General features: G+C 45.2%; 26 protein-coding genes and 1 pseudogene. 16 read left to right on the top strand and 11 right to left on the bottom strand.

The genetic code is table 11. The features are described from left to right. Positions 1–58 precede the first annotated feature (58 nt). A complete protein-coding gene (locus R7Z47_RS00815) occupies positions 59–325 on the top strand; it encodes a DUF2999 family protein (protein WP_038135740.1) in 267 nt (88 codons plus the stop codon). 153 nt (positions 326–478) lie between these two features. Here R7Z47_RS00815 and R7Z47_RS00810 read toward each other — a convergent pair. Next, positions 479–634: pseudogene (locus R7Z47_RS00810) on the bottom strand (AraC family transcriptional regulator); the annotation flags it as partial. 184 nt (positions 635–818) lie between these two features. On the opposite strand from R7Z47_RS00810, the gene R7Z47_RS00805 reads away from it, so the two are divergent. Beyond that, a complete protein-coding gene (locus tag R7Z47_RS00805) occupies positions 819–1,718 on the top strand; it encodes an AraC family transcriptional regulator (protein WP_318129755.1) in 900 nt (299 codons plus the stop codon). Positions 1,719–2,016: 298 nt separating this feature from the next. Next, the gene (locus R7Z47_RS00800) at positions 2,017–3,114 is read left to right on the top strand and encodes an ElyC/SanA/YdcF family protein (RefSeq protein ID WP_318129754.1); all 1,098 of its coding nucleotides are present in this window, start codon (positions 2,017–2,019) and stop codon (positions 3,112–3,114) included. Positions 3,115–3,191: 77 nt separating this feature from the next. On the opposite strand, the gene R7Z47_RS00795 is transcribed toward R7Z47_RS00800, so the two are convergent. After that, the gene (locus tag R7Z47_RS00795) at positions 3,192–3,614 is read right to left on the bottom strand and encodes an organic hydroperoxide resistance protein (protein ID WP_064369558.1); all 423 of its coding nucleotides are present in this window, start codon (positions 3,612–3,614) and stop codon (positions 3,192–3,194) included. A 137-nt stretch (positions 3,615–3,751) separates the two neighbouring features. Between R7Z47_RS00795 and R7Z47_RS00790 the strand changes: the two genes are divergently transcribed. The 4 genes from R7Z47_RS00790 to R7Z47_RS00775 all read left to right on the top strand — a co-directional run bounded on the left by R7Z47_RS00790 (position 3,752) and on the right by R7Z47_RS00775 (position 8,311). Continuing rightward, a complete protein-coding gene (locus R7Z47_RS00790) occupies positions 3,752–4,210 on the top strand; it encodes a MarR family winged helix-turn-helix transcriptional regulator (protein ID WP_005383518.1) in 459 nt (152 codons plus the stop codon). A gap of 305 nt (positions 4,211–4,515) precedes the next feature. Then, on the top strand, positions 4,516–5,073 hold the full coding sequence (ahpC, locus tag R7Z47_RS00785) for an alkyl hydroperoxide reductase subunit C (protein WP_005374632.1): 558 nt from the start codon (positions 4,516–4,518) through the stop codon (positions 5,071–5,073). Positions 5,074–5,408: 335 nt separating this feature from the next. Continuing rightward, on the top strand, positions 5,409–6,977 hold the full coding sequence (ahpF, locus tag R7Z47_RS00780) for an alkyl hydroperoxide reductase subunit F (RefSeq protein WP_213873690.1): 1,569 nt from the start codon (positions 5,409–5,411) through the stop codon (positions 6,975–6,977). 914 nt (positions 6,978–7,891) lie between these two features. Next, positions 7,892–8,311 (top strand): VOC family protein, encoded by a 420-nt coding sequence (locus tag R7Z47_RS00775; RefSeq protein ID WP_005374615.1) that lies wholly within the window; start codon positions 7,892–7,894, stop codon positions 8,309–8,311. Between the two features lie 79 nt (positions 8,312–8,390). On the opposite strand, the gene R7Z47_RS00770 is transcribed toward R7Z47_RS00775, so the two are convergent. Together R7Z47_RS00770 and R7Z47_RS00765 are read right to left on the bottom strand one after the other, a co-directional pair. Beyond that, entirely contained in the window at positions 8,391–8,930 is a 540-nt protein-coding gene (locus R7Z47_RS00770) for a CAP domain-containing protein (protein ID WP_262606654.1), read from the bottom strand. Between the two features lie 127 nt (positions 8,931–9,057). Then, the gene (locus tag R7Z47_RS00765) at positions 9,058–10,014 is read right to left on the bottom strand and encodes a LysR family transcriptional regulator (protein WP_017820076.1); all 957 of its coding nucleotides are present in this window, start codon (positions 10,012–10,014) and stop codon (positions 9,058–9,060) included. A 126-nt stretch (positions 10,015–10,140) separates the two neighbouring features. On the opposite strand from R7Z47_RS00765, the gene R7Z47_RS00760 reads away from it, so the two are divergent. From R7Z47_RS00760 to R7Z47_RS00750, 3 genes are all read left to right on the top strand, one after another. Next, complete coding sequence (locus R7Z47_RS00760) at positions 10,141–10,827, top strand: DJ-1/PfpI family protein (protein WP_262606655.1); 687 nt, start codon at positions 10,141–10,143, stop codon at positions 10,825–10,827. 120 nt (positions 10,828–10,947) lie between these two features. Then, on the top strand, positions 10,948–11,478 hold the full coding sequence (locus R7Z47_RS00755) for a sigma-70 family RNA polymerase sigma factor (protein WP_258458155.1): 531 nt from the start codon (positions 10,948–10,950) through the stop codon (positions 11,476–11,478). A gap of 166 nt (positions 11,479–11,644) precedes the next feature. Further along, on the top strand, positions 11,645–12,340 hold the full coding sequence (locus R7Z47_RS00750) for a VC0807 family protein (RefSeq protein ID WP_005383527.1): 696 nt from the start codon (positions 11,645–11,647) through the stop codon (positions 12,338–12,340). A 73-nt stretch (positions 12,341–12,413) separates the two neighbouring features. Here R7Z47_RS00750 and R7Z47_RS00745 read toward each other — a convergent pair whose 3' ends face one another. Next, positions 12,414–13,406: a zinc-dependent alcohol dehydrogenase family protein gene (locus R7Z47_RS00745; protein WP_262591117.1), complete on the bottom strand. Its 993-nt coding sequence runs from the start codon at positions 13,404–13,406 to the stop codon at positions 12,414–12,416. Positions 13,407–13,494: 88 nt separating this feature from the next. Further along, entirely contained in the window at positions 13,495–14,310 is an 816-nt protein-coding gene (locus R7Z47_RS00740) for an AraC family transcriptional regulator (protein ID WP_262606671.1), read from the bottom strand. A 111-nt stretch (positions 14,311–14,421) separates the two neighbouring features. On the opposite strand from R7Z47_RS00740, the gene R7Z47_RS00735 reads away from it, so the two are divergent. Next, positions 14,422–15,126, top strand: a complete 705-nt coding sequence (locus tag R7Z47_RS00735) for an MOSC domain-containing protein (RefSeq protein ID WP_064355016.1) — start codon at positions 14,422–14,424, stop codon at positions 15,124–15,126. 54 nt (positions 15,127–15,180) lie between these two features. Here the strand turns inward: R7Z47_RS00735 and R7Z47_RS00730 are convergent, their stop codons facing one another. Together R7Z47_RS00730 and R7Z47_RS00725 are read right to left on the bottom strand one after the other, a co-directional pair. Continuing rightward, positions 15,181–16,419, bottom strand: coding sequence for a DEAD/DEAH box helicase (locus tag R7Z47_RS00730; protein ID WP_262606656.1), 1,239 nt, complete (start codon positions 16,417–16,419; stop codon positions 15,181–15,183). A gap of 264 nt (positions 16,420–16,683) precedes the next feature. Continuing rightward, positions 16,684–17,685: an arginine deiminase-related protein gene (locus R7Z47_RS00725; protein ID WP_005383547.1), complete on the bottom strand. Its 1,002-nt coding sequence runs from the start codon at positions 17,683–17,685 to the stop codon at positions 16,684–16,686. Positions 17,686–18,089: 404 nt separating this feature from the next. Between R7Z47_RS00725 and R7Z47_RS00720 the strand changes: the two genes are divergently transcribed. Together R7Z47_RS00720 and R7Z47_RS00715 are read left to right on the top strand one after the other, a co-directional pair. Further along, positions 18,090–19,940 carry an ABC transporter ATP-binding protein gene (locus R7Z47_RS00720; RefSeq protein WP_005374597.1) on the top strand — a complete coding sequence of 617 codons (1,851 nt, stop codon included), beginning with the start codon at positions 18,090–18,092 and terminating at the stop codon, positions 19,938–19,940. 592 nt (positions 19,941–20,532) lie between these two features. Further along, positions 20,533–21,240 (top strand): DUF445 domain-containing protein, encoded by a 708-nt coding sequence (locus R7Z47_RS00715; protein ID WP_262606657.1) that lies wholly within the window; start codon positions 20,533–20,535, stop codon positions 21,238–21,240. A gap of 103 nt (positions 21,241–21,343) precedes the next feature. On the opposite strand, the gene R7Z47_RS00710 is transcribed toward R7Z47_RS00715, so the two are convergent. Then, complete coding sequence (locus tag R7Z47_RS00710; protein ID WP_005374595.1) at positions 21,344–21,820, bottom strand: Lrp/AsnC family transcriptional regulator; 477 nt, start codon at positions 21,818–21,820, stop codon at positions 21,344–21,346. Positions 21,821–22,112: 292 nt separating this feature from the next. Beyond that, on the bottom strand, positions 22,113–22,361 hold the full coding sequence (locus R7Z47_RS00705; protein WP_130545664.1) for a hypothetical protein: 249 nt from the start codon (positions 22,359–22,361) through the stop codon (positions 22,113–22,115). Between the two features lie 358 nt (positions 22,362–22,719). Here R7Z47_RS00705 and R7Z47_RS00700 point away from each other — a divergent pair, with 358 nt between their 5' ends. Together R7Z47_RS00700 and R7Z47_RS00695 are read left to right on the top strand one after the other, a co-directional pair. After that, on the top strand, positions 22,720–23,253 hold the full coding sequence (locus R7Z47_RS00700; RefSeq protein ID WP_064376339.1) for a GNAT family N-acetyltransferase: 534 nt from the start codon (positions 22,720–22,722) through the stop codon (positions 23,251–23,253). Positions 23,254–23,271: 18 nt separating this feature from the next. Continuing rightward, positions 23,272–23,706, top strand: coding sequence for a hypothetical protein (locus tag R7Z47_RS00695; RefSeq protein WP_262606658.1), 435 nt, complete (start codon positions 23,272–23,274; stop codon positions 23,704–23,706). 93 nt (positions 23,707–23,799) lie between these two features. Here R7Z47_RS00695 and R7Z47_RS00690 read toward each other — a convergent pair whose 3' ends face one another. Further along, a complete protein-coding gene (locus tag R7Z47_RS00690) occupies positions 23,800–24,039 on the bottom strand; it encodes an RNA recognition motif domain-containing protein (protein ID WP_005374587.1) in 240 nt (79 codons plus the stop codon). A 148-nt stretch (positions 24,040–24,187) separates the two neighbouring features. On the opposite strand from R7Z47_RS00690, the gene R7Z47_RS00685 reads away from it, so the two are divergent. Further along, entirely contained in the window at positions 24,188–24,721 is a 534-nt protein-coding gene (locus R7Z47_RS00685) for a GNAT family N-acetyltransferase (RefSeq protein ID WP_053350135.1), read from the top strand. Positions 24,722–24,814 lie beyond the last annotated feature (93 nt).

Genomic DNA, 24,814 nt, shown 5'->3' with positions numbered 1-24,814 from the left:
TTATTCTGCTAGAACAAATACTGGCAACCAAGTCATACACTGATTGAAAGGAAATATGATGAACCCAATTATCGCCTTGCTGAAAGAGAACAACATCAGCGATGAACAGATCAACGAAATCTTCCAGACTCTGACGCAAAACCCGCTCGCAGCAATGGCAACCATCAGCCAACTAGGTCTGCCACAAGAGAAGCTACAAATGCTGATGGCACAAGTGATGCAAAACCCTGCGCTAATTAAAGAAGCCGTAGACGAGTTGGGATTGGATTTCTCAAAGGTTGAAGAAGCAAAAGAGAAGCTTCAAAGCCAAAACCAAGGCAACTAAGTCTTAGCCATTTAGCGCTGAATATAGAAAAGGCCGTTAACCCGAGCATTTGGGTTAACGGCCTTTTTTATTGGCTACTTTTTTGTCGGCTAATAATCAGCGATTTAAAGACGCGAATTGTTCTGCGGTTATGCCATAGTAGAGCTTGTCGTCAAAGCCTTGCTCTGGTGGCGTAAAGAGTAAATGAGCACGCGGGTTTGGAATAAGGTGCGGCTTGGGGTCAATGACTTCACCCTCTGGCACTTCCAAGTACCAAATTTGATGAATAAGCCAGTTGTACTCTGGCAGAGACTGTTTCCAAGCTATCATGATTGTCCTAGCGGTTAGTAAAGATAATAAGCGCGACGTTTTTGCTTCAACATCTGTTCGTTGAGTGTGACTGATTGACGCTCATCTCGCCACGCATTTCTCACCCTGCTCCCTTGCAAGCTTGTTGGATTGCGGTAGGCTTTGAGCAGAGAAAACAAGCTGAACAGAACAAGGAAATACCACGATGCGCGTCGACTACCACCAACGACTGGTTCCTGTGATTCGTTATTTAGAACAACACTTTAATGAACCACTCAACCTGCCAGAAGTGGCCGCGCTGGCGAACCTTTCCCCTTATCACTTTCATCGCACCTTCAAAGCCGTGCAAGGCGAGACATTGGCCGACTTCATTCGACGTTTACGTTTAGAAGCCGCTGCCGATGACTTATTCAAATCCAAGCAACCGGTATTAAACATTGCCCTAGAGTACGGATTTTCTAGCTCACAGAGCTTAGCCAAAGCCTTCAAACAACATTATGGCGTTACACCTACGGCCTTTCGTGACTGTGAGAACTACCAGCAGTTTTCTGAATCAGCACGAAACAGCAAGATTGGACACACGTTGCGCAAGAATGGAAACGAAGTAACACCAAGCGATTCATATACTGGCTCTGAACTCACCAAATGGAGCACGACAATGGAAACGCAAAACTTTGAAAAAGCAAAACTGGCTTACATTCGCGTAAACGGCCCTTACGGCCAAGGCTATGAAGAGCCATCAGGTCGCCTGTATCAATGGGCAGGAATGAAAGGTTTGGCAGGCAATACCTGCATCTTCATCTACCATGACAATCCTGAAATCACGCCAGACGAGAAGTGTCGCACTGATATCTGCTTGATGGTGCCAGAAGATACCGAAGTTCCGAAAGGCATTGAGCTGCAAGACTTCCCCGGCGGTCAGTATGCGGTGATGCGCCAGCACATTACTGACCAGAGCCAATACTCAAAAGCGTGGGATGATGTCATGAGCAAGGTAATTGAATCCGGTATTGAGAACGACGACCGCCCTTGCTTTGAGCTTTACCACAGCTTCGACCCTCAAACGCACCATGCAGACGTTAGCTTCTGCACCGCCATCAAATAAACCAAAAGCCTGCATCGTTGCAGGCTTTTTCATTTCTTACTCTGGTTGCTTAAATTCGTTCTTCCAAACGCTGTTTATCTTTTAATCCAATTACTTAGAACACGAACGAATACCTCATTATTTTCGTGATCCTACTTCGCGTTTTGGCCACGCGCATTCATTCGCTCGGCTGAGTTGGGATTCATTTCACAGATTATTCATGAAGCGAACCTAGACTGAAAAAATTCCATCGACCCCGTTCGACCTGCAACGCTAGGCACAATAAAAACTAGGTACTACAACACCTCTAGGACATTCCATGAAGAAGAACTTACTTGCCATTGCTCTTGGTAGCGTGATTGCGCTGACTGCTGCCCCATACTCTATAGCGGCTAACGATGCTGCTGTCCAATCTTCCGCCGACTACTCACAGATCGTCACCAAACGTCAGGTTGTCGACCAACTGCTGAATGACACGGTACAAGCATTCAAATCCCCTGCGCGTATCTCGCATGCGGGTTTTACCGCCAAAATGCCGAGCAACATGGAGATTGTTACCGACCGCTTACTAGAAGCCTATAAACTTGAGCCGTACCGTACTGACCTACTGATTTCTGCGGCCAACGCGCAGATCTACAACAAGAATGCAGACCGCGCGATTGAACTGTTTGAACAAGCCCTTTCTGTTGCACCAGACGATGTGGATTTGCACGCTTACTTAGCGGTATGGCAACGCTTTGAGGGCAACCAAGCAGAATCAGCGAAACACATGGCGACGCTCACTAAGCTCAATGCAGGTAAAGCGGCAGACATCCAACGCATCTTCGACACCGTTGACCGCGTACTTGCCACGCCGCTAAAAGAGAAAGCCGACAAAGGCAAATTGGATGACAAAGGCGCAATCGTCACGCTGGGATACGCGCTGAACCCAGATGGTTCGATGCACCAGATCTTGGTTGAGCGTTTGGAAACCACGCTAGCCATGGCAAAAGCAAAACCAGACGCGTTGATCGTATTGACGGGCGGCGTACCAAAGAACCACAAAACCGAAGGCAAGTTAATGGCAGATTGGCTGATTGAAAAAGGCATCAGCAAAGATCGCATCATTGAAGAAAACTACGCCACCAGCACGGTAGGTAACGCCCTATTCAGCAGCTACGCGTTGGCGCGTCATAACATCAAACACGCGACCATCATCAGTTCCGCGAGCCATGTGCGCCGTGGTCAAACCTTGTTTGAAATTGCAAGCTGGCAAACTGGCCCACAAGGCATCACTTTCGACACAGTGAGCTACCCAGACAAACCACTTAAAGACTTAGCCAAAGCCAGCGATAGCGAACTGCTTGGTATCTACCGCGATGCTCTGCGTACTTACGGCATGTGGAGCTACCGCTCTTACCCGCTAGAGTCGCGTTAAGTATTCTCGACTCATACCAATCAAAAAAGCCTGCGTACTTGCAGGCTTTCTTGTCTTTGTGCAGTGGTAAGAACCGCTTAAATTGCTTCGCCGTTTACCGTTACTACCACATCAATGTTGCCACGAACTGCGTTTGAATATGGGCAAACTTGATGTGCAATGCGCGTTAGCTCTAGCGCTTGTTCTTGTGGCATGTCTAGCTCTACCGCTAGGCTAACTGTCAGTGCAAAGCCGCCGTTGTCGTTAGGACCAATGCCCACTTCCGCTGTTACGGGTGCACTTTTCAGATTTACTTTACCTTCACGTGCTACGTGCAAAATCGCGTTAGAAAAACACGCTGAATAGCCCGCTGCGAACAGCTGTTCTGGGTTAGTTGCTGCGCCTGTGCCGCCCATTTCCTTCGGGTATGACAGCTCTAGATCGAGAAGACCGTCATCTGTTTTTACTTGACCATTACGACCAGCCAAAGCGGTAGCTTGAGTTTTGTATAGAGTAGTCATGCGAGTGTCCTTCTTAATTTAAGTTGTGCGCAATTTAATTGCTTGCAATCTTATATCGAAGTAAAGATCGTTTGCAACTATATTGTGCACAATTTATTTTATGACTCTCTTTCTCTGTGAGCAGGTAGGCAACGCCAATGAGCCAGTGTTACACCGACAACACCATGACCGACGACGATAAACTCTTACTCGAAAACCAAGTTTGCTTCCCGCTCTATAGCGCAGCAAACGCAGTGATCCGAGCTTACCGCCCGTTGCTGGACGAGCTTGATCTGACTTATTCGCAGTACTTAGTGATGATGGTGCTGTGGGAGAAAGACGGTGCCAGTGTGAAAGAGTTGGGGTCACAACTGCATTTGGACTCAGGCACACTCACGCCGCTGCTTAAACGCTTAGAAGCAAAAGGCTATGTAGAGCGTGGTCGCAGTGAAACCGATGAGCGTGTTCGCGTACTCAACCTAACAGAACAAGGTCGTGATCTTAAGGAACAAGCCAAGTCAGTGCCAAACGCCATGATGTGTAAAATCACCTTAGAGCTAGATGAAATGATCATGCTGAAGAAGCTGTGTGGCAAAGTGCTCGACAATCTGAGCTAACAAAATAGAAGCATCCGCTTCCTCACTTCCTATTAGAAGGAGCCTGCCGAGATGCAGGCTCTTTCGATCTTAGCGAGAAGATCTACTCAAAGTAATCATCGGTATTCTCTATTGCTAATCCGCCTTCATCTTCAATAAAACCTATCAAAGCAAACTCACTTACATCGGATTTCCCTATCAAGTGAAATAGGAAATGACTATCAATAGGATAGTTACAAGCGATTTTCCTTAAACACACTCCGATGAGAATATACTTTCCGAAAGCAACAACAGCTCAGCTTAAAACATTCAAAGGAAAGTAAATTATGATTAATACTCAAATCAAACCATTTGCAGCTACAGCGTACAAAAACGGCGAATTCGTTGAAGTAACAGAACAAGACGTTCTAGGTAAATGGGCAGTATTCTTCTTCTACCCAGCAGACTTTACGTTTGTATGTCCAACAGAACTGGGCGACCTAGCAGACCACTACGAAGAGCTACAAAAACGTGGCGTAGAAGTTTACTCAGTATCAACTGACACACACTTCACTCACAAAGCATGGCACGACAGCTCAGACACAATCGGTAAGATTCAGTACTACATGCTTGGCGACCAAACAGGCAACATCACAAACAACTTCGGTGTGATGCGTGAAGGTCAAGGTCTTGCAGACCGTGCAACGTTCCTAATCGACCCAGAAGGTACTATCCAAGCAATGGAAATCACTGCTGAAGGTATCGGTCGTGACGCAGAAGACCTACTACGCAAAGTGAAAGCAGCTCAATACGTAGCAGCGCACCCAGGCGAAGTTTGCCCAGCTAAATGGAAAGAAGGTGAAGAGACACTAGCTCCATCACTAGACCTAGTTGGCAAAATCTAAACTACTGAAATTTAAGTTCTAATCAGGTCCCGATTTCCTTTTTCTGATTAGAACTGAATTAGAGAGCACTTCAGGTTAGATACCTTGACGACCTTCTGCCTGATTTGCTCTCTCCCCCTCAGGTTTTATCTACAGTAACCACTTTTTATTACCTATCTGAATAAGTAGGTGTGCAGTAATTGCGTAGAAAAAATCGTTTAGAACCAGGCATAGATTTTCGATAGCTAGTTCCTCTAACTACAAAATCTATAACGCAGTTATCAACGATTTTAGCTAGCAAGAATGAACAAATACTTGTTTTGATTGGTAACTATTTAATTAAGGTAGTAACAACTATGTTAGACCAAGCGATCCAACAACAACTCAAACAATATCTGGCTAATGTAAAAGAAGAAGTTCGTTTAGTGGTTAGTCTAGATGAAAGCAAAGCATCGAATGACATTTTGTCTCTAGCGAACCAAATCGCAGAGATGAGCGACCTAATCACCGTTGAACGTGACGACAACGCAAGCGCACGTAAACCAGTGATGGCGGTAACTAACCCAGCAAAAGGCACGGCACTACGCTTTGCAGGCTTGCCAATGGGTCACGAATTTACCTCTCTAGTATTGGCTCTGCTTCATTCTGGCGGTCACCCAATCAAACTAGAACCAGAAGTGATTGAGCAAATCGCAGCACTAGACAACGATCTAGACGTAGAAATCTTCATTTCACTGTCGTGTCAAAACTGTCCGGACGTGGTTCAAGCGTTCAACATGATGGCGGCGATCAACCCGAAAGTAAAAGCAACCATGATCGACGGTGGTTTGTTCCAAGATGAAGTGAAACAACGCGACATCATGGCCGTACCAAGCGTATTCGTGAACGGTGAGCTATTCGGTCAAGGCCGTATGTCTCTGACTGAAATCCTAAACAAAGTGGATGACGGCGCGAGCGAGAAAGCCGCGAAAGCACTGAGCGAAAAAGACCCATACGATGTACTTGTTGTCGGCGGTGGTCCTGGTGGTAGCGCAGCTGCACTATACGCTGCTCGTAAAGGTATTCGTACTGGCGTTGTTGCTAAGCGTTTTGGTGGTCAGGTTATGGACACCATGGCAATCGAGAACTTCATTTCGGTAAAACGCACTGAAGGTCCAAAACTGGCAACAGACCTAGCAGAACACCTAAAAGAATACGACGTAGACGTAGTGACTGAGCAACAAGCTGAGAAGCTAATGGGTGCAGCACACACAGAAGATGGTTTGATTCACATCCAACTTGAAAGCGGCGCAACGCTGAAGAGTAAGAGTGTCATCTTAAGCCCTGGTGCACGCTGGCGTGAAATGAACGTTCCGGGTGAGCAAGAGTACCGCAACAAAGGTGTCGCGTACTGCCCACACTGTGACGGCCCACTGTTCAAAGGCAAGAAAACCGCAGTTATCGGTGGTGGTAACTCAGGCATCGAAGCTGCTATCGACCTTGCTGGTATTGTAGAACATGTAACGGTTCTTGAATTTGCAGACGTACTTCGTGCAGACCAAGTGCTTATCGACAAAGCGAACTCACTACCAAACGTAGACATCATCACGATGGCGCAAACAACAGAAGTAGTGGGTGACGGTACTCGCGTAACAAGCTTGAAGTACAAAGATCGCAACACAGATGAGATCAAAGAGATTGAATTGTCAGGTATCTTTGTTCAAATCGGTCTAGTACCAAACACAGAATGGCTAAAAGATTCAGAAGTAGCCCTATCTGAGCGCGGCGAGATTGAAGTCGGTAGCCGTGGCGATACTAGCTTAGAAGGTGTGTTCGCAGCGGGTGACGCAACAACCGTTCCTTACAAGCAGATCATCATTGCGATGGGTGAAGGTGCAAAAGCAAGCTTAGGCGCATTTGACTACCTAATCCGTAAGCAAGGCTAATCTCCAAATTTCTTGGACACAAAGCGCACGGTGCTGTGTTTTCTTCCCCGGAAAACCAATCGGGGCACCGTGACAGCGATGAGTAACAAGAAATAAAATCAAAAAACTAGAAGCCCAAAGACTTTGCCAGCAGGTATTAACTGCTGGCTTTTTTTGTTTGGGGAGAGGTGTAAGCAAATCTCTCAGCGCTCCGAGTTCAAACTGGAGGGAATGGCTCTACAATCACGGATAATTCAGTTCACTCCACCAGCATCACAACGCGCTGCGAATAGATTCTGAATACTCGCTTAGGCTCCTTCAGAATGACGCGGTTCGTTTAGCTTTCTCTTCCCGTCATTCCCGCGAACCTAGGTGAGACTGGGAATCTACTCACCGTAAACTCGATCGAAAATGAGTAGCACGAACAAACAAAAGGTGAAACAAGGTTGCAAGCACCTTACCCAACATTCAACCAGCAACCCCACCTAACCTCCCCTTGTATCAAACTCCGAAGCTCTCAACACGCAGAGCTCAAAAGGGAGGAACTGGTTCTGTGCTCGCGGATAATTCAATTCACAACGCAACATAACAACACACTGAAAGTAGATTCTGAATACTCGCTTAGGCTCTTGCAGAATGACGCTGTTCGTTTAGCGTTCTCTCCCCGTCATTCCCGCGAACCTAGGTGAGACTCGGAATCTACTCACCGTAAACTCGATCGAAAATGAGTAGCACGAACAAACAAAGGGTGAAACAAGGTTGCAAGCCCCGAACCCAGCTCTCAGATTCAAAGCACCAAACCCACCGAATCTCTCAATGTATCCAGACCCAAAGATATCAACCCTAAAAAATTTTAAAAAAGCCCTTTACCTAAACTTAACTTGAGGTTTTAGCATATTCATCGTTGGCTAGAAAATGACAAAAAGGAGCACATCATGATCCAACTAGAACATATTAACTTAGTCGTGAAAGATATCCCTGAAATGCTGAAGTTTTACCAAACTGCATTTCCACATTGGTACGTGCGTGATGAAGGTAAAGGCGAATGGAGTGGCAAGCCAAGAAACTGGCTACATTTTGGCGACGAGTATCAATACATAGCCATGAGTGACCATGGCGAAGGAGAAAACCGCGAGTTGAGCGGGCACCAAGTTGGGCTAGCGCATTTTGCTTATGTGACCAACAACGTCGATGCAATCATCAAAAGACTAACCGATGCAGGTTATCCGATTGCCCAACCTGGTGCTGATGAACCATACCGCAAAAATGTGTATTTTGTTGACCCTGCCGGTTTTGAGATTGAATTTGTTGAATACCTGGCGGATGACCCAAAACTTCGTAACCTGACAAGCTAAAAGAGATGTAAATAATAAAACGCCAGCAGATAGTGACTGCTGGCGTTTTATTTTTTATCTATCGGGCTTCTTTATCGCATTAGCGCTGTTTGGCAAAAACCTGAGTCCAGTAATACCCGTAGCGTGCAGAGTGATTTTCGACAAGCGACGCGCCCATCTGATCAAAATCCGCACTCATGATATTAAGGCAGTGACCTTCACTCGATAACCAAGCATTAATGACGGCGTTAATGCTGCTTTGCCCTGCGGCGACATTCTCACCAATGGCGCTCCAAGCATAGCCCGTTGCGTTAACTCGATCTGACATCTTGCTGCCATCAGAGCCTGTGTGGCTCATGAAATCGCTGTTCGCCATGTCGCTTGAATGTCGATAAGCGGCGCTTTCCAAATCGTAGCTCCAAGTCAGGGTCCCAACAGGTGGCATGGTGGTTGCGCCACACTGCTGTGTAGTAGAGCGGGCGCTGTTGACCGCTGCAAGCATCTGCTCGGCAAATGTGCCTTGTGACGATGTGGAACCTGTGTTTTGTGAGCCGCTTTCTACTGGGGATGACGACTCCCCGTCGCCGCCACATGCGCTGAGAAGCAGGGCCAAAGCAGGCACTAAGATCTTAGTTGGCATTGTCTTTCCTTTATGAGTGACGAAGAGCAAACTGCGCTTTTCGATAATAACGCCCAATAAACTAACAAAAACCAATAAAAGCACCATATAGCTTAGGGGGTTTTAACCAAAGACTCACATGAAGTTTTCAATCGCCTTGGTTCGGTCGATAAATCGGCAACGTTTCAGCCCAAGTATGGAATGGCGTTTCATCCATATCCTGTATTGCTTGAGTGATAAAATCGATGAACACCCTCACTCGGGCAGGCACATATTCCCGGTTGGCATAGAGAAGATACACGCCATTTCCTGCTTGGCGCATACTCGGAAATATCGGCACTAAACGCCCCGCTTTAAGCCAGTCTCTCGCGATAAAATGAGGGATCTGAGTTAATCCTAAGCCTTCTGCGCAAAGCTCTGCCATGGATTCACCGTCATTTACAATATAGTTTCTTTCGGGGTCATATTCACTCGCCCCGTCTGGTTCTGGCATCCGAATCGGCAACAGTTTCCCCGTTTGTTTAAAACGAAAACGAACCCAAGAATGGTCATTGAATACATCCGGGCCACTCGGAACACCATGGCGCGCTAAGTAATCCTGACTGGCACAAATGATAAAATCGATAGGGCTCAGCTGACGCACAATCAATTGACTATCGTGAACGACACCAGAGCGAATCGACACATCAATACCTTGCTCAATAATATCAACGTAGGCGTCATCGTAATGAATATCGATAGTGATGTTAGGGTAGCGGCGACAAAACTCTTTTAATAAAGGACGAATATAGAGGCGACCGTACGAGACTGGCACATTAATCTTAAGCTGCCCTGAAAGCGCATCATTGTGACTTTTTAATGAATCCTCACATGCCGCCAGCTCCTCCAGTACAAACCTAGCAGTATTTGCGTACCTACGACCAGCTTCTGTCAGGCGGCTCTGTCGCGTAGAACGTTGAAAAAGCTGTATACCCAAATCGCTTTCAAGACGATGTATGGCTTTACTCACGGTCGAAGGGTCAGTGCCATACACTTTGGCAGCCGCAGCAAAACTACCGCCATCTAAAGTGGCAATAAAAAATCGTAGGGACCGTATCTTATCCATATAACCAATGAACTCCATTCATGAATTTTATTCACTTTAGTAAAGACCAAGTGGCTCTTCAATCACTAATTAGCCTAAATATAATGAACCTCAATAACTTGATGCTCTGTTAGCGAGGAAAAAACCATGGGTAAAAACGGATTGAAGAATGCACTACAACTATTGATAGCGACACTAGTCCTATTCTTTGGGGTGCTTCAAACAGCACATGCCGCAGATAAACGAATTGGTATTCTGGTTTACGATGGCGTACTGACCTCTGATGTTACTGCGCCTTTAGAGGTTTTTGGCGTCGCAAGTCGTCTCACCTGGTTTAGTGATTATGACGTGCTCACCATTTCCGTCTCCGATCAGAAAACCATCACCACTGAAGAAGGATTAAAAATTGGTGTGGATGCTTGGATTGGTGATCTGCCGGAACTCGACGTATTGGTTTTAACATCCAGCTATGACATGGATGCACTAATCGAAAATAAAGATCTCATTCACTTTATTAAAACTACCTCAAAGGCGGCAGATTGGATGGCAAGTAATTGCTCTGGCGCGTATTTGTTAGCCGAAGCTGGCCTTTTAAACGGCAAAAAAGCAACAACTTGGGCCGGAGGTGAAAACGACTTTCAAAGAGATTACCCAGCAGTCAAAGTACAAGTCGACCAGAATTTTGTCATTGATGATGGCGTTATCACTTCGAACGGTAGCCTAGTTAGCTATCAAGCTGCTCTTAAGCTACTTCACCTTATGACTTCAGAGTCTAAAGCTCAGGAAGTCGCAGATGCCATCCAGTACTCACGTTTTTCCAACCAACCATTTTAAGCGTGTAAGAAAGTAATCAGAGTCACCCTTCGATATTTGGAAGGTTAACTCTTCGAATTTGTCTTCCTAATCGAACAACCCTTTTTATCACTGTAAAAGCGATAAAAAGGGTTGTCGTTCATCTGGCAGACACAACGTGCTCTCCAAACTTTTTATCTTAATGCTATGGAAAAACATAAACGTTACGAAGCACTGACGAAAGAGCGATACCAAGAGATCTACCGTCTCGCGTATTGGTTATGCAAAGATCACCACCTTGCTCAAGATTTAGCGCAAGAAACCTTCCTGAAAGCGTGGCGATTCTTTGATAATTTAAATGATCCCAACGCCGCGAAGTCTTGGCTCATTACTATTTTGCGTCGTGAGAATGCTCGGCGCTTTGATAGAAAACAGTACGATTTTGTCGACATTGATGAGTGTGCAATACAGACAAAAACCTACCCTGGCAGTGACTACGACATGGCCCAAGATTGGCTTCAAAAACAAATGATGATTCTCGAACCCAAATACCGAGAGCCGTTGCTCTTGAGCTTAGTGGCTGGGTTGAATCATGATGAAATTGCCCAAGCCTTGAGGCTCAACCACAACACAGTGGCGACTCGATTATTCAGAGCGCGTAATCAGATCATCGCACAGAAGGAGAGTCATTAAGACACAAAAAGTAGTCAACCATGTAAACTAACTGGCTATGCTCCGGTCTATTTCATAAGTCGTTACACAACTCGACGCTTTAACGCTTTACATCAAGCGCGACTAGATGAACACTTCTTGTCAAAGTACAATAACAGCCGACATAGAGTAGAGTCAGTAAAACATTATGAGTAACACGACGGCGAAAAAGCCGAATCCCTTATTTGAAATCCTTTTCAACGTATTTATCCCTTCCTTCATTTTGATGAAGTTTAGTGGCGATGAGCATCTAGGGACAGCAATGGCGCTGGTTGTCGCTTTGCTATTTCCTATCATTTATGGCGGTATGGACCTTGTCCGTAACAAGAAATTTAACTTTATTTCTGCTCTGGGCTTTATCAGTGTTCTACTAACTGGTGGCATCGGCTTGTTAGAGCTTGATACACGCTGGTTAGCACTAAAAGAAGCCCTGATTCCTGGCCTGATCGGTTTAGCGGTTTTGGGTTCAACGTTTACCCGCTACCCACTGATGCAGAAGTTAGTACTGAATGACACAGTGTTGAATCTCGCGTTGATTAACCAACGTTTAAAAGAAAATGGTAAAACCGATGCGTTCGAACGTTGCCTTATGTCTTCTAACTACCTGTTTGCAAGTACTTTTGCGTTCTCATCTGCAATGAACTACTTCCTTGCGACTTGGATTGTGACTAGCCCTTCTGGTACTGCTGCCTTTAACGAAGAGTTAGGGAAAATGACGCTGTACAGTTACCCAATGATTGCCATCCCAAGTATGTTGATGATGTTCGGTATTTTTTATTACATTTGGCGTCAAGTACGTGCGATGACATCGCTCGAAACAGAGCAAATCTTCCATCTAAAATAGCCCAATCATTACAAGTAAACCCATAAAAAAGGGAGGATTTTATCCTCCCTTTTCTCAACAGGCTCACTGTAATTCACAGCGTCAAAATGATTTTTCCTGACACTGCTGACGAGCGTCGCTCAACCATTTCAATCGCTGTTTGAAAGTCCTCTAACGGCAGATAATATGCAACGTTTAACTTTATGTCGCTGCTAATAAAATGTTCTAACATTTCAGCGAACACCGTCTTTCTCCCGCCTTTACCTACCGATTCTTCCCAATACCGCAAAAAGAATGTACTAAAGTCGATGTTGTTGGCCTTCATCGATTCAAAAAACTCAGGCGTATAAGGCGTTAACGACAATGTTCCGTAGTTGATGTATTGGCCGTTTTCTTTCAAGGTACGAATAAGATCCGTGCCAGCCTCACCACCTATCGCGTCCAGAGCGACCGTTGGTTGTGGCAGTTGGCGCGTTTGCAGCTGCGCTTGTAAGTCTTTCTTCGCGTCCAACACTGGAATGGTATCGTACGGATACTCGTCTCGCTTTGAGGTCACAGCAATCAGTGCAAAACCCAGTGAATGGGCGAGCTGGGCAAATATCTTACCGATCGCTGACCCTGCCGCATTGATGATCACCACATCACTTTTGTTCAACTTAGCCACTTTAGTGGTGATCACCCACGCGGTTAGCGCGTTGATGTACAACTGGCAGGCATAGCCGTTATCCAAACTTTCAGGTAGCGGAAAAAGATTCTCAGGCGAGGCATCTATGTAGTATTGCCAAGTCCCACTCATCGCCACCAACACCTTTTGCCCAACTTGAAGGTCAGTTTGATCAACTGCACTGACTTCCACCACACGCCCAACCGCTTCAAATCCCGGCACGCGAGGTGGTACGTGAACGCGGCGGTATTGCCCAACACCATGAATGGAAAGCAAGTCACTTGGGTTAATATTGGTGGCTTCCAGTCGCACCCGAACCTTGCCCTGAGCAAGCGGTTTGAGGGGCTCTTTTTCCAACGACAGCGACGTTTTGGGTTGACCAAAACAGAATTGATTCACTCGAGTATTTATCGTTGGTGCCATTGTTATTCATACCATGTAATTGAAATTCAAAAAGGAAGTTTCGCGACTTCTACTCAAAAGCATTAAGTGAAGTCGAAGCTCTGTATTTCTACCTGCGCAATGCGCCGTTCACTCTAAACTGTTGTGGCGTCATATCAAAATAGGCTTTAAATGCTTTGATGTAGGATGAGTCGTTTTGATAACCCACTAGGTCTGCAATGGCTTGGATTGGCAACGATTCATCTAACAAAGAAAGCGAGTAAATTAGCCGAATTTGTTGCCGCCAAAGTAGAAATGAAGTGTTGAATTCCTTGGCGAACAGCCGTGATAAAGTACGCTCAGAAGCCCCAATTTTCTCCCCCCACTCTTTTAGCGAACAGCTCAACGCGGGCTCGTCGGTCAACTGCTCGAAAATCAGTTTTAGTCGTCTGTCTTGTGGCAGCAATAACTGAAATGTCTGCACGTTGCGTTTCAAAATTTGATCATGCAGCACCGCCAGCAAATGCAGCACTTCTTCGTGGCTTGTCTCACCTTCACACTGTCTGCGGATCTCTTGTAAAAGCTCATTTAAAAACGACGTTAAAGCAATGGTTCTCACTTGTGGCTCGTACGTTGCGCCAAACTCAGGGTTGAGGTAAATACCAACAAATATCGTGTTGCTTAGAGCAATCGACTCGTGTTGAACACCCGCAGGAACAAATAACGCAGAAGTGTGCGGAACCAAATGCTGATAATGCTCCGTTTGCGTTTGCAATAACCCTTTGATAGGAAAGATGATTTGATGCCAAGTGTGTCGATGCAGCGCATCAATGTAACCTTTTGGCATGTCGATGGTTTTCACTAAAACAGGAGAATGGGAATTCGCGGCCATCATCTCATTGGAGGTGACGACGCCTGACTTCGAATCAATTTGGCGAGTTAGCATTGTTAGTTGTCTTTTCATCCCTATACCGACACAAGTTTACTAGGCTATCATGCTCCGCATCGCGAATGAAGGTAAACACTTTATCTCTCATTCAAATAATAAGGAGGTTACATGAAGAAAATCGGCGTCGTAAAAGCTGTGCTAGCAGGGAAAACCGTCCCTTATGCTCATGGAGCGCAAAGCGCAATCAACAAACAAGTGCAGCCTGAGCGCCAGCATGCAACAGAGCTCGGTTTTATCAGTGATGAGCAAGGTGATCCGCGCTTTCATGGTGGCATTCAAAAAGCGCTTCATATTTACCCAAGCGAGCACTACCCAATCTGGCAACAAGAATTAGGCGAAAGAACCATTTTCCAATCCGCCGGCGGCTTTGGCGAAAACATCAGCTCCGAAGGCGTAACCGAATCCACGATTTGCTTGAAAGATAAAATTCGCATCGGCTCAACACTACTGGAAGTGTCGCAAGGTCGCATGCCTTGTTGGAAACTTAACGTACGCTTTGACCAACACGATATGGCGAGAAGACTGCAAGATACGCTTCGAACAGGCTGGTATTTCCGAGTGTTGGAAGAAGGCGATATCGGTGCAGGTGACGAGATTATTCTGTGCGAAAGACCTTATCCAGAATGGCCACTGGCTCGCATCATGGGCGCGGTTTTCACTGGCTGTTTAGATAGAAAAGAACTCACTAAGCTGTCTGAGCTGCCGTTAGTCGAGTCTTGGGGCAAGCTGGTCGAGCGCCGTCTAGAAACTGGTGAAGTCGAAGATTGGGAAATGCGCTTGATTGGCCCAACTGCCGTTAATACTCAAAAGTAAAATTTGTAAGCCACGCTCTGAACCGACTATGCCGTCAAGAGCGTGTTTTTTGTTTTACTTCGCACTCGGGGCTGGGCGTTTCGACTTACCTTGAAACTGCTTAATGCTCTTCTTAGCATGAGTTCGACGGTTGGCTTTTTTATCACGTGGCGCGCGTTTGCTCTCGCCAGTTGATGGCTTATCCGTTACTGGAAAACCTGCCATATCTTGCACTGGTAATGCACGTTGAGTCAGGTGACGAATCGCGCTTAGTGCGTCCATTTCACCATGACAAACCAATGACACCGCCACACCTTGTTCGCCTGCGCGAGCGGTGCGTCCTACCCGGTGAACATAGGTTTCTGCATGCATTGGCAGTTCAAAGTTGATCACTACAGGCAATTGCTCAATGTGAATGCCGCGCGCTAGTAGATCGGTGGCAATCAACACCTGAATTTGCCCAGATTTAAACTGCGCCAGTGCTTCTTCTCGCTCATCTTGACTCTTATTGCCATGCAGCGCATTGGTTGAGATGCCCGCTTTATTCAGCTTCTTCGCTAAGCCATCGGCGTTCTCTTTCGCACCAATAAAGACTAATGCCTGAGTCCACGCGTTTTTTTGAATCAGTTCAATCAATGCCTTGGTTTTACTGCCTTTGTTAACGAGGTACAGCGTTTCAGCAATATCTTGGTTGGTGCTGTTTTCTTGATGCGCTGCAACTTGCTTTGGTGCCGGCATAAGCAGCTTCGCTTTACCCTTCAACTCATCTGAAAACGTTGCCGAGAACATCGCGGTTTGACGCTGGTTTGAAATAAGCCCCGCAATATTTTGCACGTCAGGCCAAAAGCCCATATCCAACAGACGATCCGCCTCATCCAACACTAGGTAATGGATATTGCTTAAGTCTAAACCGTTGTTTGCCAGATCAACCAAACGACCTGTCGTCGCGACAAGGATATGAGGATTTGTCGCTAGCGCCTGCTGTTGTTGCTCTTTATCAACGCCGCCACACAAACACACTGCGTTGAGTTCAAGAACTTGACCAACTTGGTTAATTGCTTCACTCACTTGCATTGCCAGCTCACGAGTTGGCACAAGAATCAGCGCTTTTTGCTCTGGATTGACACCCAGCTTTTCCAACAAAGGCAAACCATAAGCAAGGGTTTTGCCGCTGCCTGTATTTGCCAAAGCCAATAGATCTTGACCAGCCAACAGCTCAGGAATGGCCAACGCTTGAATATCGGTCGGTTTCTTGAAGTCTTTTGGCAGGGCGTGAATCAGCTCAGAACTCAATGAGAGAGTAGAAAATGGCATTAGCGAAACCTTGTACTTTTGGTTGAAGAGGCAATAAAAACAATGAAGATGCGGTAAAACGCAGGCGCGGACTTTACCACAATCTGCTAGGTGAACCATCCTATTTTAGGCGCTTAAACCAAGCGTCGCCTACGCAAATCTTCAGAAAACTAAAAAGCGCAAAAAAGCCGTTAGTCTGTACTGCCACAGAGCTAACGGCTAAAAACCCTTGAAGAGAACGCTTCGTCAGCCTTTCACTGCGGCTGAAAAGAAATGTGCAGTTTATTAAAGCACAGCTTTACGATTCGGTAAGAACACTTCACCCAACATGCAACGAACCGAACCACCACCAATAGATTCTATGGTAGAAACGTCGAATGGCAGCAATTTACCGTGCGTTGCCAATTGGTTTCTTTGTGCTGGTGAGAATGCATCGTACGCCGATTGCGACATCGCAATCACCTTGTCGCCGTTGATCGTTTCCAGTTGCAGAATGTTACCGCAGAACTGGTTCATCTGTTCAAGCGAAATTGAGATGACTTGCTTGTCTTTGGCGAGTGACTTCATTACAAAACGACGCTCAAATTCTGGGATCACTTCGTCACAAATCACGCAAAACTGTTCGCCAACCGCCATCATCACATTGGTGTGATAAATCGGCGCACCAGACGGCAAACGAGTTTGGAAAGAAATCACTCGTTCATAGCCAATACGATCGGCGTAATCTTCTAAAACCAGACGATCACAACGTTGTGAGAGTGCGGCATAGACCGTTTTATTTAGGTGGTCAAACACCATCACACCCGTGCTTTCTAAATACGCTTGCTCGTCAAGATATTCAGTTAGACTGCTGCGTCGATGAACTTCTCGCCCTGCTTGCGCTAGTGCTGCCACAAGCGCATCGGGACGTACTTCTTTTTGACGGTTTTCACAGGCCATTGGAAAGGTGTACAACGTGCCATCTGGCGTAGTGCTAAACCAATTGTTTGGAAATACCGCGTCTGGCGTCGCAACATCTGAAGTTGGATAATCAAACTCAACAACTTGAACGCCCTCTTGACGCAGCGTTGCAACCATACTCGCGAACTCGGCCATTACTCGACGTGAGACTTCTTCTTGGCTGAGTGACACTTTATGTTGGAACTCATTATCTTGTGCGGTTTCTTCATTAAAACGAAACTCTTTCGGTGGCACCATCACTACGCAGTTTGCGGTTTGGCGCTGAGCACTTTGCGTGCTTTCTTCTTTCCCATTAGCAAATTGGGTCACTGATTCGTGTAATAGCATCCAATATATTCCTTATCACTAGAATGAGGAGATTGTAAATTTATTGTTAACTTCAGTTTTGCTGTTTTGACAATTAATTTAATTGCACAAAAGTGTTTTTTGCTGCATTAAGTTTATTTTTCCCTAAATTTTATTGTCACTTTGCAGGTTTAAGATTTTATGGCACCGTGATGAACATGATAAGAATTCATCATAAGAATCAGAACCATAGACAATCACACTCATAACCAACTAGTTACATTTAAGACACAATCGGTTAGACTATTTTTTCGCCCCTCTCGTCAATCGGTCTGCTTTATCGAGGAGCAGGCAAGAAACTCTCATACACGCGGTTTCGTCCAAAGCAGCGTGAATCGATGGATTTAGCCACCCCAAATGGCACTGTTTTAACTTTAGGATGAGTTATGTTTAAACGATTTGAAGGCTTTACAGAGCCGTTCCCCAAATCTACACCGGATCAGCCTCCTTCAGGGATGTTCGCTTTTCTGCGTTATTACACTCGTGGTTATGAAAAGCCTTTGATCATCATGTCTTTGATGGCCACAATTGTGGCTGTTGTTGAGGTAATGTTGTTTGGCGCCATGGGACAACTGGTTGATTGGTTGTCTACCAGCAATCCAGAAACGTTCTTACAAGACAATAAATCGGATTTGATTTTCTACGGAGCCTTATTGCTGGTTGTCATGCCTATATTGGTGATCTTGTACTCGTTGCTCGTTCATCAAACGTTATTGGGCAACTACCCAATGTCTATCCGCTGGCTTGCACACCGGTATTTGCTCAATCAAAGCTTGAACTTCTATCAAGATGATTTTGCAGGTCGAGTCGCAACGAAAGTCATGCAAACCTCATTAGCTGTGCGCGAAACCGTGATGAAAGCTATGGATGTGTTTGTTTACGTTACGGTTTACTTCACCAGCATGATCATTATGTTAGCGACGGCAGACTGGCGTTTGATGATCCCAATGATTGTCTGGCTACTCGCTTACATCGCTATCCAAATCTATTTTGTCCCTAAGCTCAAAGACGTCGCTTCAGCGCAGGCCGATGCACGTTCGACAATGACAGGGCGCATCGTCGACAGTTATACCAATATTCAAACCGTCAAACTGTTTTCTCATAGCCAGCGCGAAACCCAATATGCCGAGCAAGGCATGAAAGGATTTTTAAATACGGTCTATCGTCAAATGCGCCTAGTGACCGGCTTCGACGTCGCTGTAGAGATCTCAAACTATATTTTGGTATTTTCCGTTGCTGCTTTATCGATTTACCTGTGGTTGGATAGTGCCATTAGCGTTGGCGCGATTGCGATTGCTGTTAGTCTTGCATTGCGCGTAAACGGTATGTCGATGTGGATAATGTGGGAAGTTGGCGCCCTCTTTGAAAACATGGGAACCGTTGTCGATGGAATGAAAACGCTCTCTAAGCCTATTGATATTAAAGATAAACCAGGTGCAAAAGACTTGGTTGTCACTGAAGGAGGCATTCACTTTGATAACGTCAGCTTCCATTACGGTGAGAACAAAGGCGTAATTAGCCATCTCGATCTCAACATCAAACCAGGAGAGAAAGTCGGCTTGGTTGGGCGCTCCGGCGCCGGAAAATCGACTTTGGTGAACTTGTTACTTCGTTTCCACGATGTCGAAGACGGCAGCATTAAGATCGATGGACAGAACATCTCAGAAGTTACACAAGACTCTTTGCGTTCAAAGATCGGTATGGTGACCCAAGATACTTCTCTGCTACACCGTTCAATTCGAGACAATATTTTGTATGGCAATCCAGATGCGACAGAAGAAGATTTGCTGAAAGCCACTAAGCAAGCGCATGCCCATGAGTTTATCGAAACTCTGACCGACCCATTTGGTAATGTCGGATACGATGCGCAAGTTGGTGAACGTGGTGTAAAACTGTCTGGCGGCCAACGTCAGCGTATCGCAATATCTCGTGTGCTACTCAAAGACGCACCATTGCTGGTATTGGATGAAGCCACATCGGCTCTGGATTCAGAAGTCGAAGCAGCGATTCAGGAAAGCTTGAATGAGTTAATGCAAGGGAAAACGGTTATTGCTATCGCTCACCGATTATCGACCATCGCACAAATGGATCGCCTCATCGTGCTAGATAAAGGCAGCATCGTTGAACAAGGTTCTCATCAAGAACTCATTGCGAATAACGGCATTTACGCCCAGCTTTGGGCGCATCAAACTGGCGGATTTATCGCTGAAGAACTAGACAATCAACACGCTTCTTAACGAGTGATAAGCTCAATAAAAACGGCGCTTTAAGCGCCGTTTTTTATTTTAATCCATGGCTAGACGCTCATATAGCCATTGTGGTTTCTCATATATGAAACACTCTCCATGATAAAGCTCACACTTTTTCTGCTAATATACCGCCTCGTTGCGTATCCATTGCAATGAACACAATACAGAGTATTGAGCCGTCTTCATTTGTCATTTCACTTTTTGAGAAACAGCTATACTCAATAGATGGCTTAGTTATTATATTAACAATAAGGTAATTAGCTTATGTGTAAATGTGGTTCAATGCAGATCGTACAACTCAAACCAAGTTGGGCTGACAAGCTATTTGGCTACTCAGAAAGATGGAAATGCCAACTTTGTTGTAAGATCTACCGCATCTAAAATTAAAAATAGAATCTTAGTTTTTCTAAGAAAAAGCAGTGGCCCGACAATGATTGTCGGGTTTTGTTTTTCTGAACATTCATTTTTTGTCCCTTCTCTACAAGACTACTCATCACGGCAAAACCTAGCATCTTAATGTGACTTAGGTATAGAATCAGGCCCACTTATTCTTTCCGATATTCATATATAACTGGTCACTATGAACAAAAGTTTGCTAACGAATGTCCTCGCTATCGCTTTGATGGCTGGAGGTCATCAATTACAAAACGACTATCTTTGGTATGCAGGGCTGTTTGCGTTCTCAGGCGCCATCACCAACTGGCTTGCCATCCATATGCTGTTTGAGAAAGTGCCTGGATTATACGGTTCTGGCGTGATCCCAGCGCGATTTGAAGAGTTTAAACTGGCTATCAAAAACCTGATGATGGAACAGTTTTTTACTGAAGCGAACATTGACCGATTCTTGAATAAAGAAATGGCGGGCGGTGTGAACATCGATCTTCAACCAGTAATTGAGAAAGTAGATTTAAATCCAGCATTTGATTCCCTAGTGGAAGTAATTGAAGGCTCTCAGTTTGGTGGCATGCTAGCGATGTTTGGCGGCTCGGAAGCGCTACAACCCATGCGCCAACCTTTCGTCGAAAAGATGCAAGAATCCATCATTGAGTTGAGCAAGAGCGATAACATCAAAGAAGCACTGAAAGAGCAATTCGAATCTCCTGCAATGATGGATGAGATAAAGCAGAACATTGAAAGTATCATCGATCAACGTTTAAGCGAATTAACACCGGCATTAGTTAAAGAAATGGTGCAAAAGATGATCAAAGAACACCTTGGCTGGCTAGTCGTTTGGGGCGGTGTTTTTGGTGGTTTAATTGGCGTTATCAGTACCTTTATCGGGGCATAATCGCTCACCGATTTATTAAAAAAGGAGCTTCGGCTCCTTTTTTTATCTTGAAAAAATAATACGCCAAGTCACGCTCAATAAGGAGACTCAACACATACCTCGCCTAACCAAGGAGCTCGGGATTAACACCAAATCCCGTTTTATGTTCTTCTATGACCACTTCACTACGAGTTTGAATCACGCCCGGAAGCGTGCCTAACTTGCTCGACATAAACTCCTGATACGCTTTCATGCTCTTAACACGAACTTTTATCATGGTATCGAAATCTCCAGAGAGCGAGTAGCACTCTTCAATTTCAGGCATCAATTCCACCGCTTTCGCAAACTTTTCAAAAATAGAAAAACTGGTTTGGTCTAAACGAATATGGATGAATACTTGCACATCCAGCCCCAACTTTTCCGCATTCAACTCTGCATGGTAACCATTGATATACCCTTCTTTTTCTAGTCGCTTTACACGATCAGAACATGGAGAAGTCGTTAAGTTAATCAGCTTTGCTAGTTCTACAACTGGAATTCTGCCTCTCGAATGAAGCACTCTCAAAATATGTAAATCAATCCGGTCCAATTGATAACTCATTAACCCACTTCCTTGTAACCACTTAGAAAGCATCACATTAATCGTTGCTCAAAAAATTGCAAACCATCAAATGCACAGCATGTGAAATTCAGCAGAGAATAACCAGAAAACAACGAAGGAGGGAAAGAGCTATGATTATTGCCGCTCACTTAGTAACCGTGATATGAAGAGAAAAAGCAACCTAGCGGCTCCCGCGGAGTCGCAAATTTGAAAGCGCATGACACGCCTGTATAGATATGTCGTTCGGGCAACGCCGCCCTATTTAGCCATTAATCATGGCTATCACTCAGAGTTAGAGTGCGGCCGATGTATGCCGTGTAGGATGTGGAACAACCTCTCCAATTGCACGATGATTACAACAACGGCAGTAGTATTGAGGCTCCATCTCGTAATAATGTTCACCTGATACAAATTTCGCCATCAGCTGTGTAAAACTCACCATTTTGCCTGTTAACGACTCAACAGACTGAGGCTCGCAACGCTTCATAATCACTTTATGTTGCGTTGATTTTCTACAAGCTGCGCAATATATATCCGGCATTTCTCTTCTCCCTACTTTTTCGTCCTACTGACAATTGACATATTTTGTTCAAAATAATTCCACAATTAAAAAGCTCCTTTAATTTTTTGTGCCCTATCTTCAAAAAATTGAACGAAAGTATCAAAAAACTGAGACATTGGTCAGACCTCAACTTTTGTACCATCAATATGAGCAAACGTGCTTATGTGTGTAATAATACGACACATTACACATAAGCAATTGTTCGGGCTTATTATTTAGTAAGGCGCATGACAACTACACGCCTGGCTAGATCGAGCTTTCGAGACGCCTTGTTATCTCGATTTACCCCGCAAACCAGTTGCTAGCAGCTATAGCCGTCTCATCAAGGAAGAAATGCATGACGATACAACCGATTCTCACTACCGAAAGACTCGTCCTCCGGCCATTCAATATCGATGACTGCCAACAAGTGGCTTTACTCGCTGGAGATAAGCGAATTGCCGACATGACAGCAAACATCCCTCATCCTTATGAGCGACCGATGGCGCAAGCATGGATAGATAGGCACGATCCGATGTATCAGCAGCATCAAGGCGTGGCGTACGCTATTACCTTGCGAAACACTGGGGAGTTACTTGGTGCAGTGAGTTTACCGCGTATCGAAGAGGGCTACGGTACATTAGGCTACTGGGTTGGTGTGCCACATTGGGGGAAAGGCTATGCATTCGAGGCCTCCAAAGCCTTACTCGAATTTGCTCGAATGCACTTTGAGTTAAACGGAATAACCGTGATGCATTTGATGGACAATCAGCGTTCTAAATCGGTGATCCAAAAACTAAATATCCCTTACATCGGTGACAAAACATTGCGCATGCAAGGCAAAGAACGAAAGGTTTGTGTCTACCAACTCACGTTCGTCGCTTCTGAATAAAGTCGAGGGATATGTCGGATGATCATCCATGAAACTTCACAAAATCTGCCCAAGAACAACCCTTTCTTGCTAGGAACTGTATTGTTGTCGCTGTTCTATTTTTCCTACCTAGCAGACAAGATCGTCGAGTTTGGACTCGTAGCACTCACAATAATAGGATTGAAACTTCTCTCAACGTACTTCACGCGCCGCGTGTTCAATCCTAAAACGCTAGATATCGATGCAAGCACCAACACCTTGAAGTACCGCCAGGGCTCAACAGTTTACTTCCGTCTACCTCTTGATGACATTGTCAAAGTCCAAATACAGAAAGAGTTCTTCTCTAGCAAAAGTTTGATGCTCTACACAGTCAACGACGCTTACCAAGTGCCGAATTCAAACAATTTCGATTCTCTACAGTTAAAGGATTTAATGAAACAACTTGAAGAGAGAATTGATGATCAATCTCGCTAAAACGAAAAGAGAAGACATTCTAGAATGTGTTGCCAATTTGGTCTCTAAATAGAAAGACAAAAAAGCCAGCAATAACGCTGGCTTTTCTCTGTGTTAGTCTTGTGCGACTTTCACGCGAATTTTGCTTTTTTCTACGTTCGTCAAATTCAGTGCTTCAAGAGCAGAAATGGCTTCTGCTTCGTCCGGCATGATGACAAAACCGAAGCCTTTCGACAAACCCGTGTCTTGATCAAGCACTAGCGAACACAGTTCTACTTTGCCGTACGCTGAGAATAATTTGCGGATATCTTGCTCGGTCATGTGACGAGCCAAGTTTCTTACTAAAAGTTTCATAATGAACCTAGTTGGTTTGATAACGGTTCGATTCTCTCAGTTTCTCTCTGGCAAACCAAGTGAATAATATGACGGCGTTGACTAGATCATTCTAAGTACATCTGTTTAAATGATTTTCCGTTCATTTTTCACCCATAGGAGAGTCGGCATGGAAACGAAACGTCTCAAACTCATCCCTGCTTGTTTAGAACGAGCCGAAGAGGCGCATCAAGCTGTCGTTCGCAGCCAAAAGACTCTCGAAGTCTATCTGCCGTGGGTGCCTCATGTGCTGACATTAGAAGCGATGATAGAAGGGACAGAGAAAGCCATCGCAAACTTTGAAAACTTCGAAGAAGAGCTGCGTTACTACATCATTGAAAAGGAAAGCGATCGCTTACTGGGTGCGGTCGGCTTGATGATTCGAGATCCCGACGTACCATCCTTTGAGATAGGTTATTGGTTAGATGATGCTGCCGTTGGCAATGGTTATGTTGCCGAGGCTGTGCTCGAAGTTGAGCGCTATGCGTTTGATGACTTGGGTGCCAAGAGAATCGCAATTCATGCTGATAGCACCAACCAAAAGAGCCGGGCTGTAGCCGAGCGCTGTGGTTATGAGTTCGAAGGAGAGCTCAGAAACGAACGTCTTACCACATCGGGAGAGCTGAGTAACACCGTTATTTACGCCAAAATTCGTCGCGACTAACATTCCAATCTAACCGAGCAATGCTAAGCTCTGATCTCAAGCTACCACCATTAACGTTAATTAAGTTTCGGATAAAACAAAGCCCGCTAAAAT

The sequence above is a fragment of the Vibrio sp. 1641 genome, from assembly GCF_033339995.1.
In the GTDB taxonomy this organism is placed as follows: domain Bacteria; phylum Pseudomonadota; class Gammaproteobacteria; order Enterobacterales; family Vibrionaceae; genus Vibrio; species Vibrio alginolyticus.
This window is presented reverse-complemented; position numbering and strand designations above follow the sequence as displayed.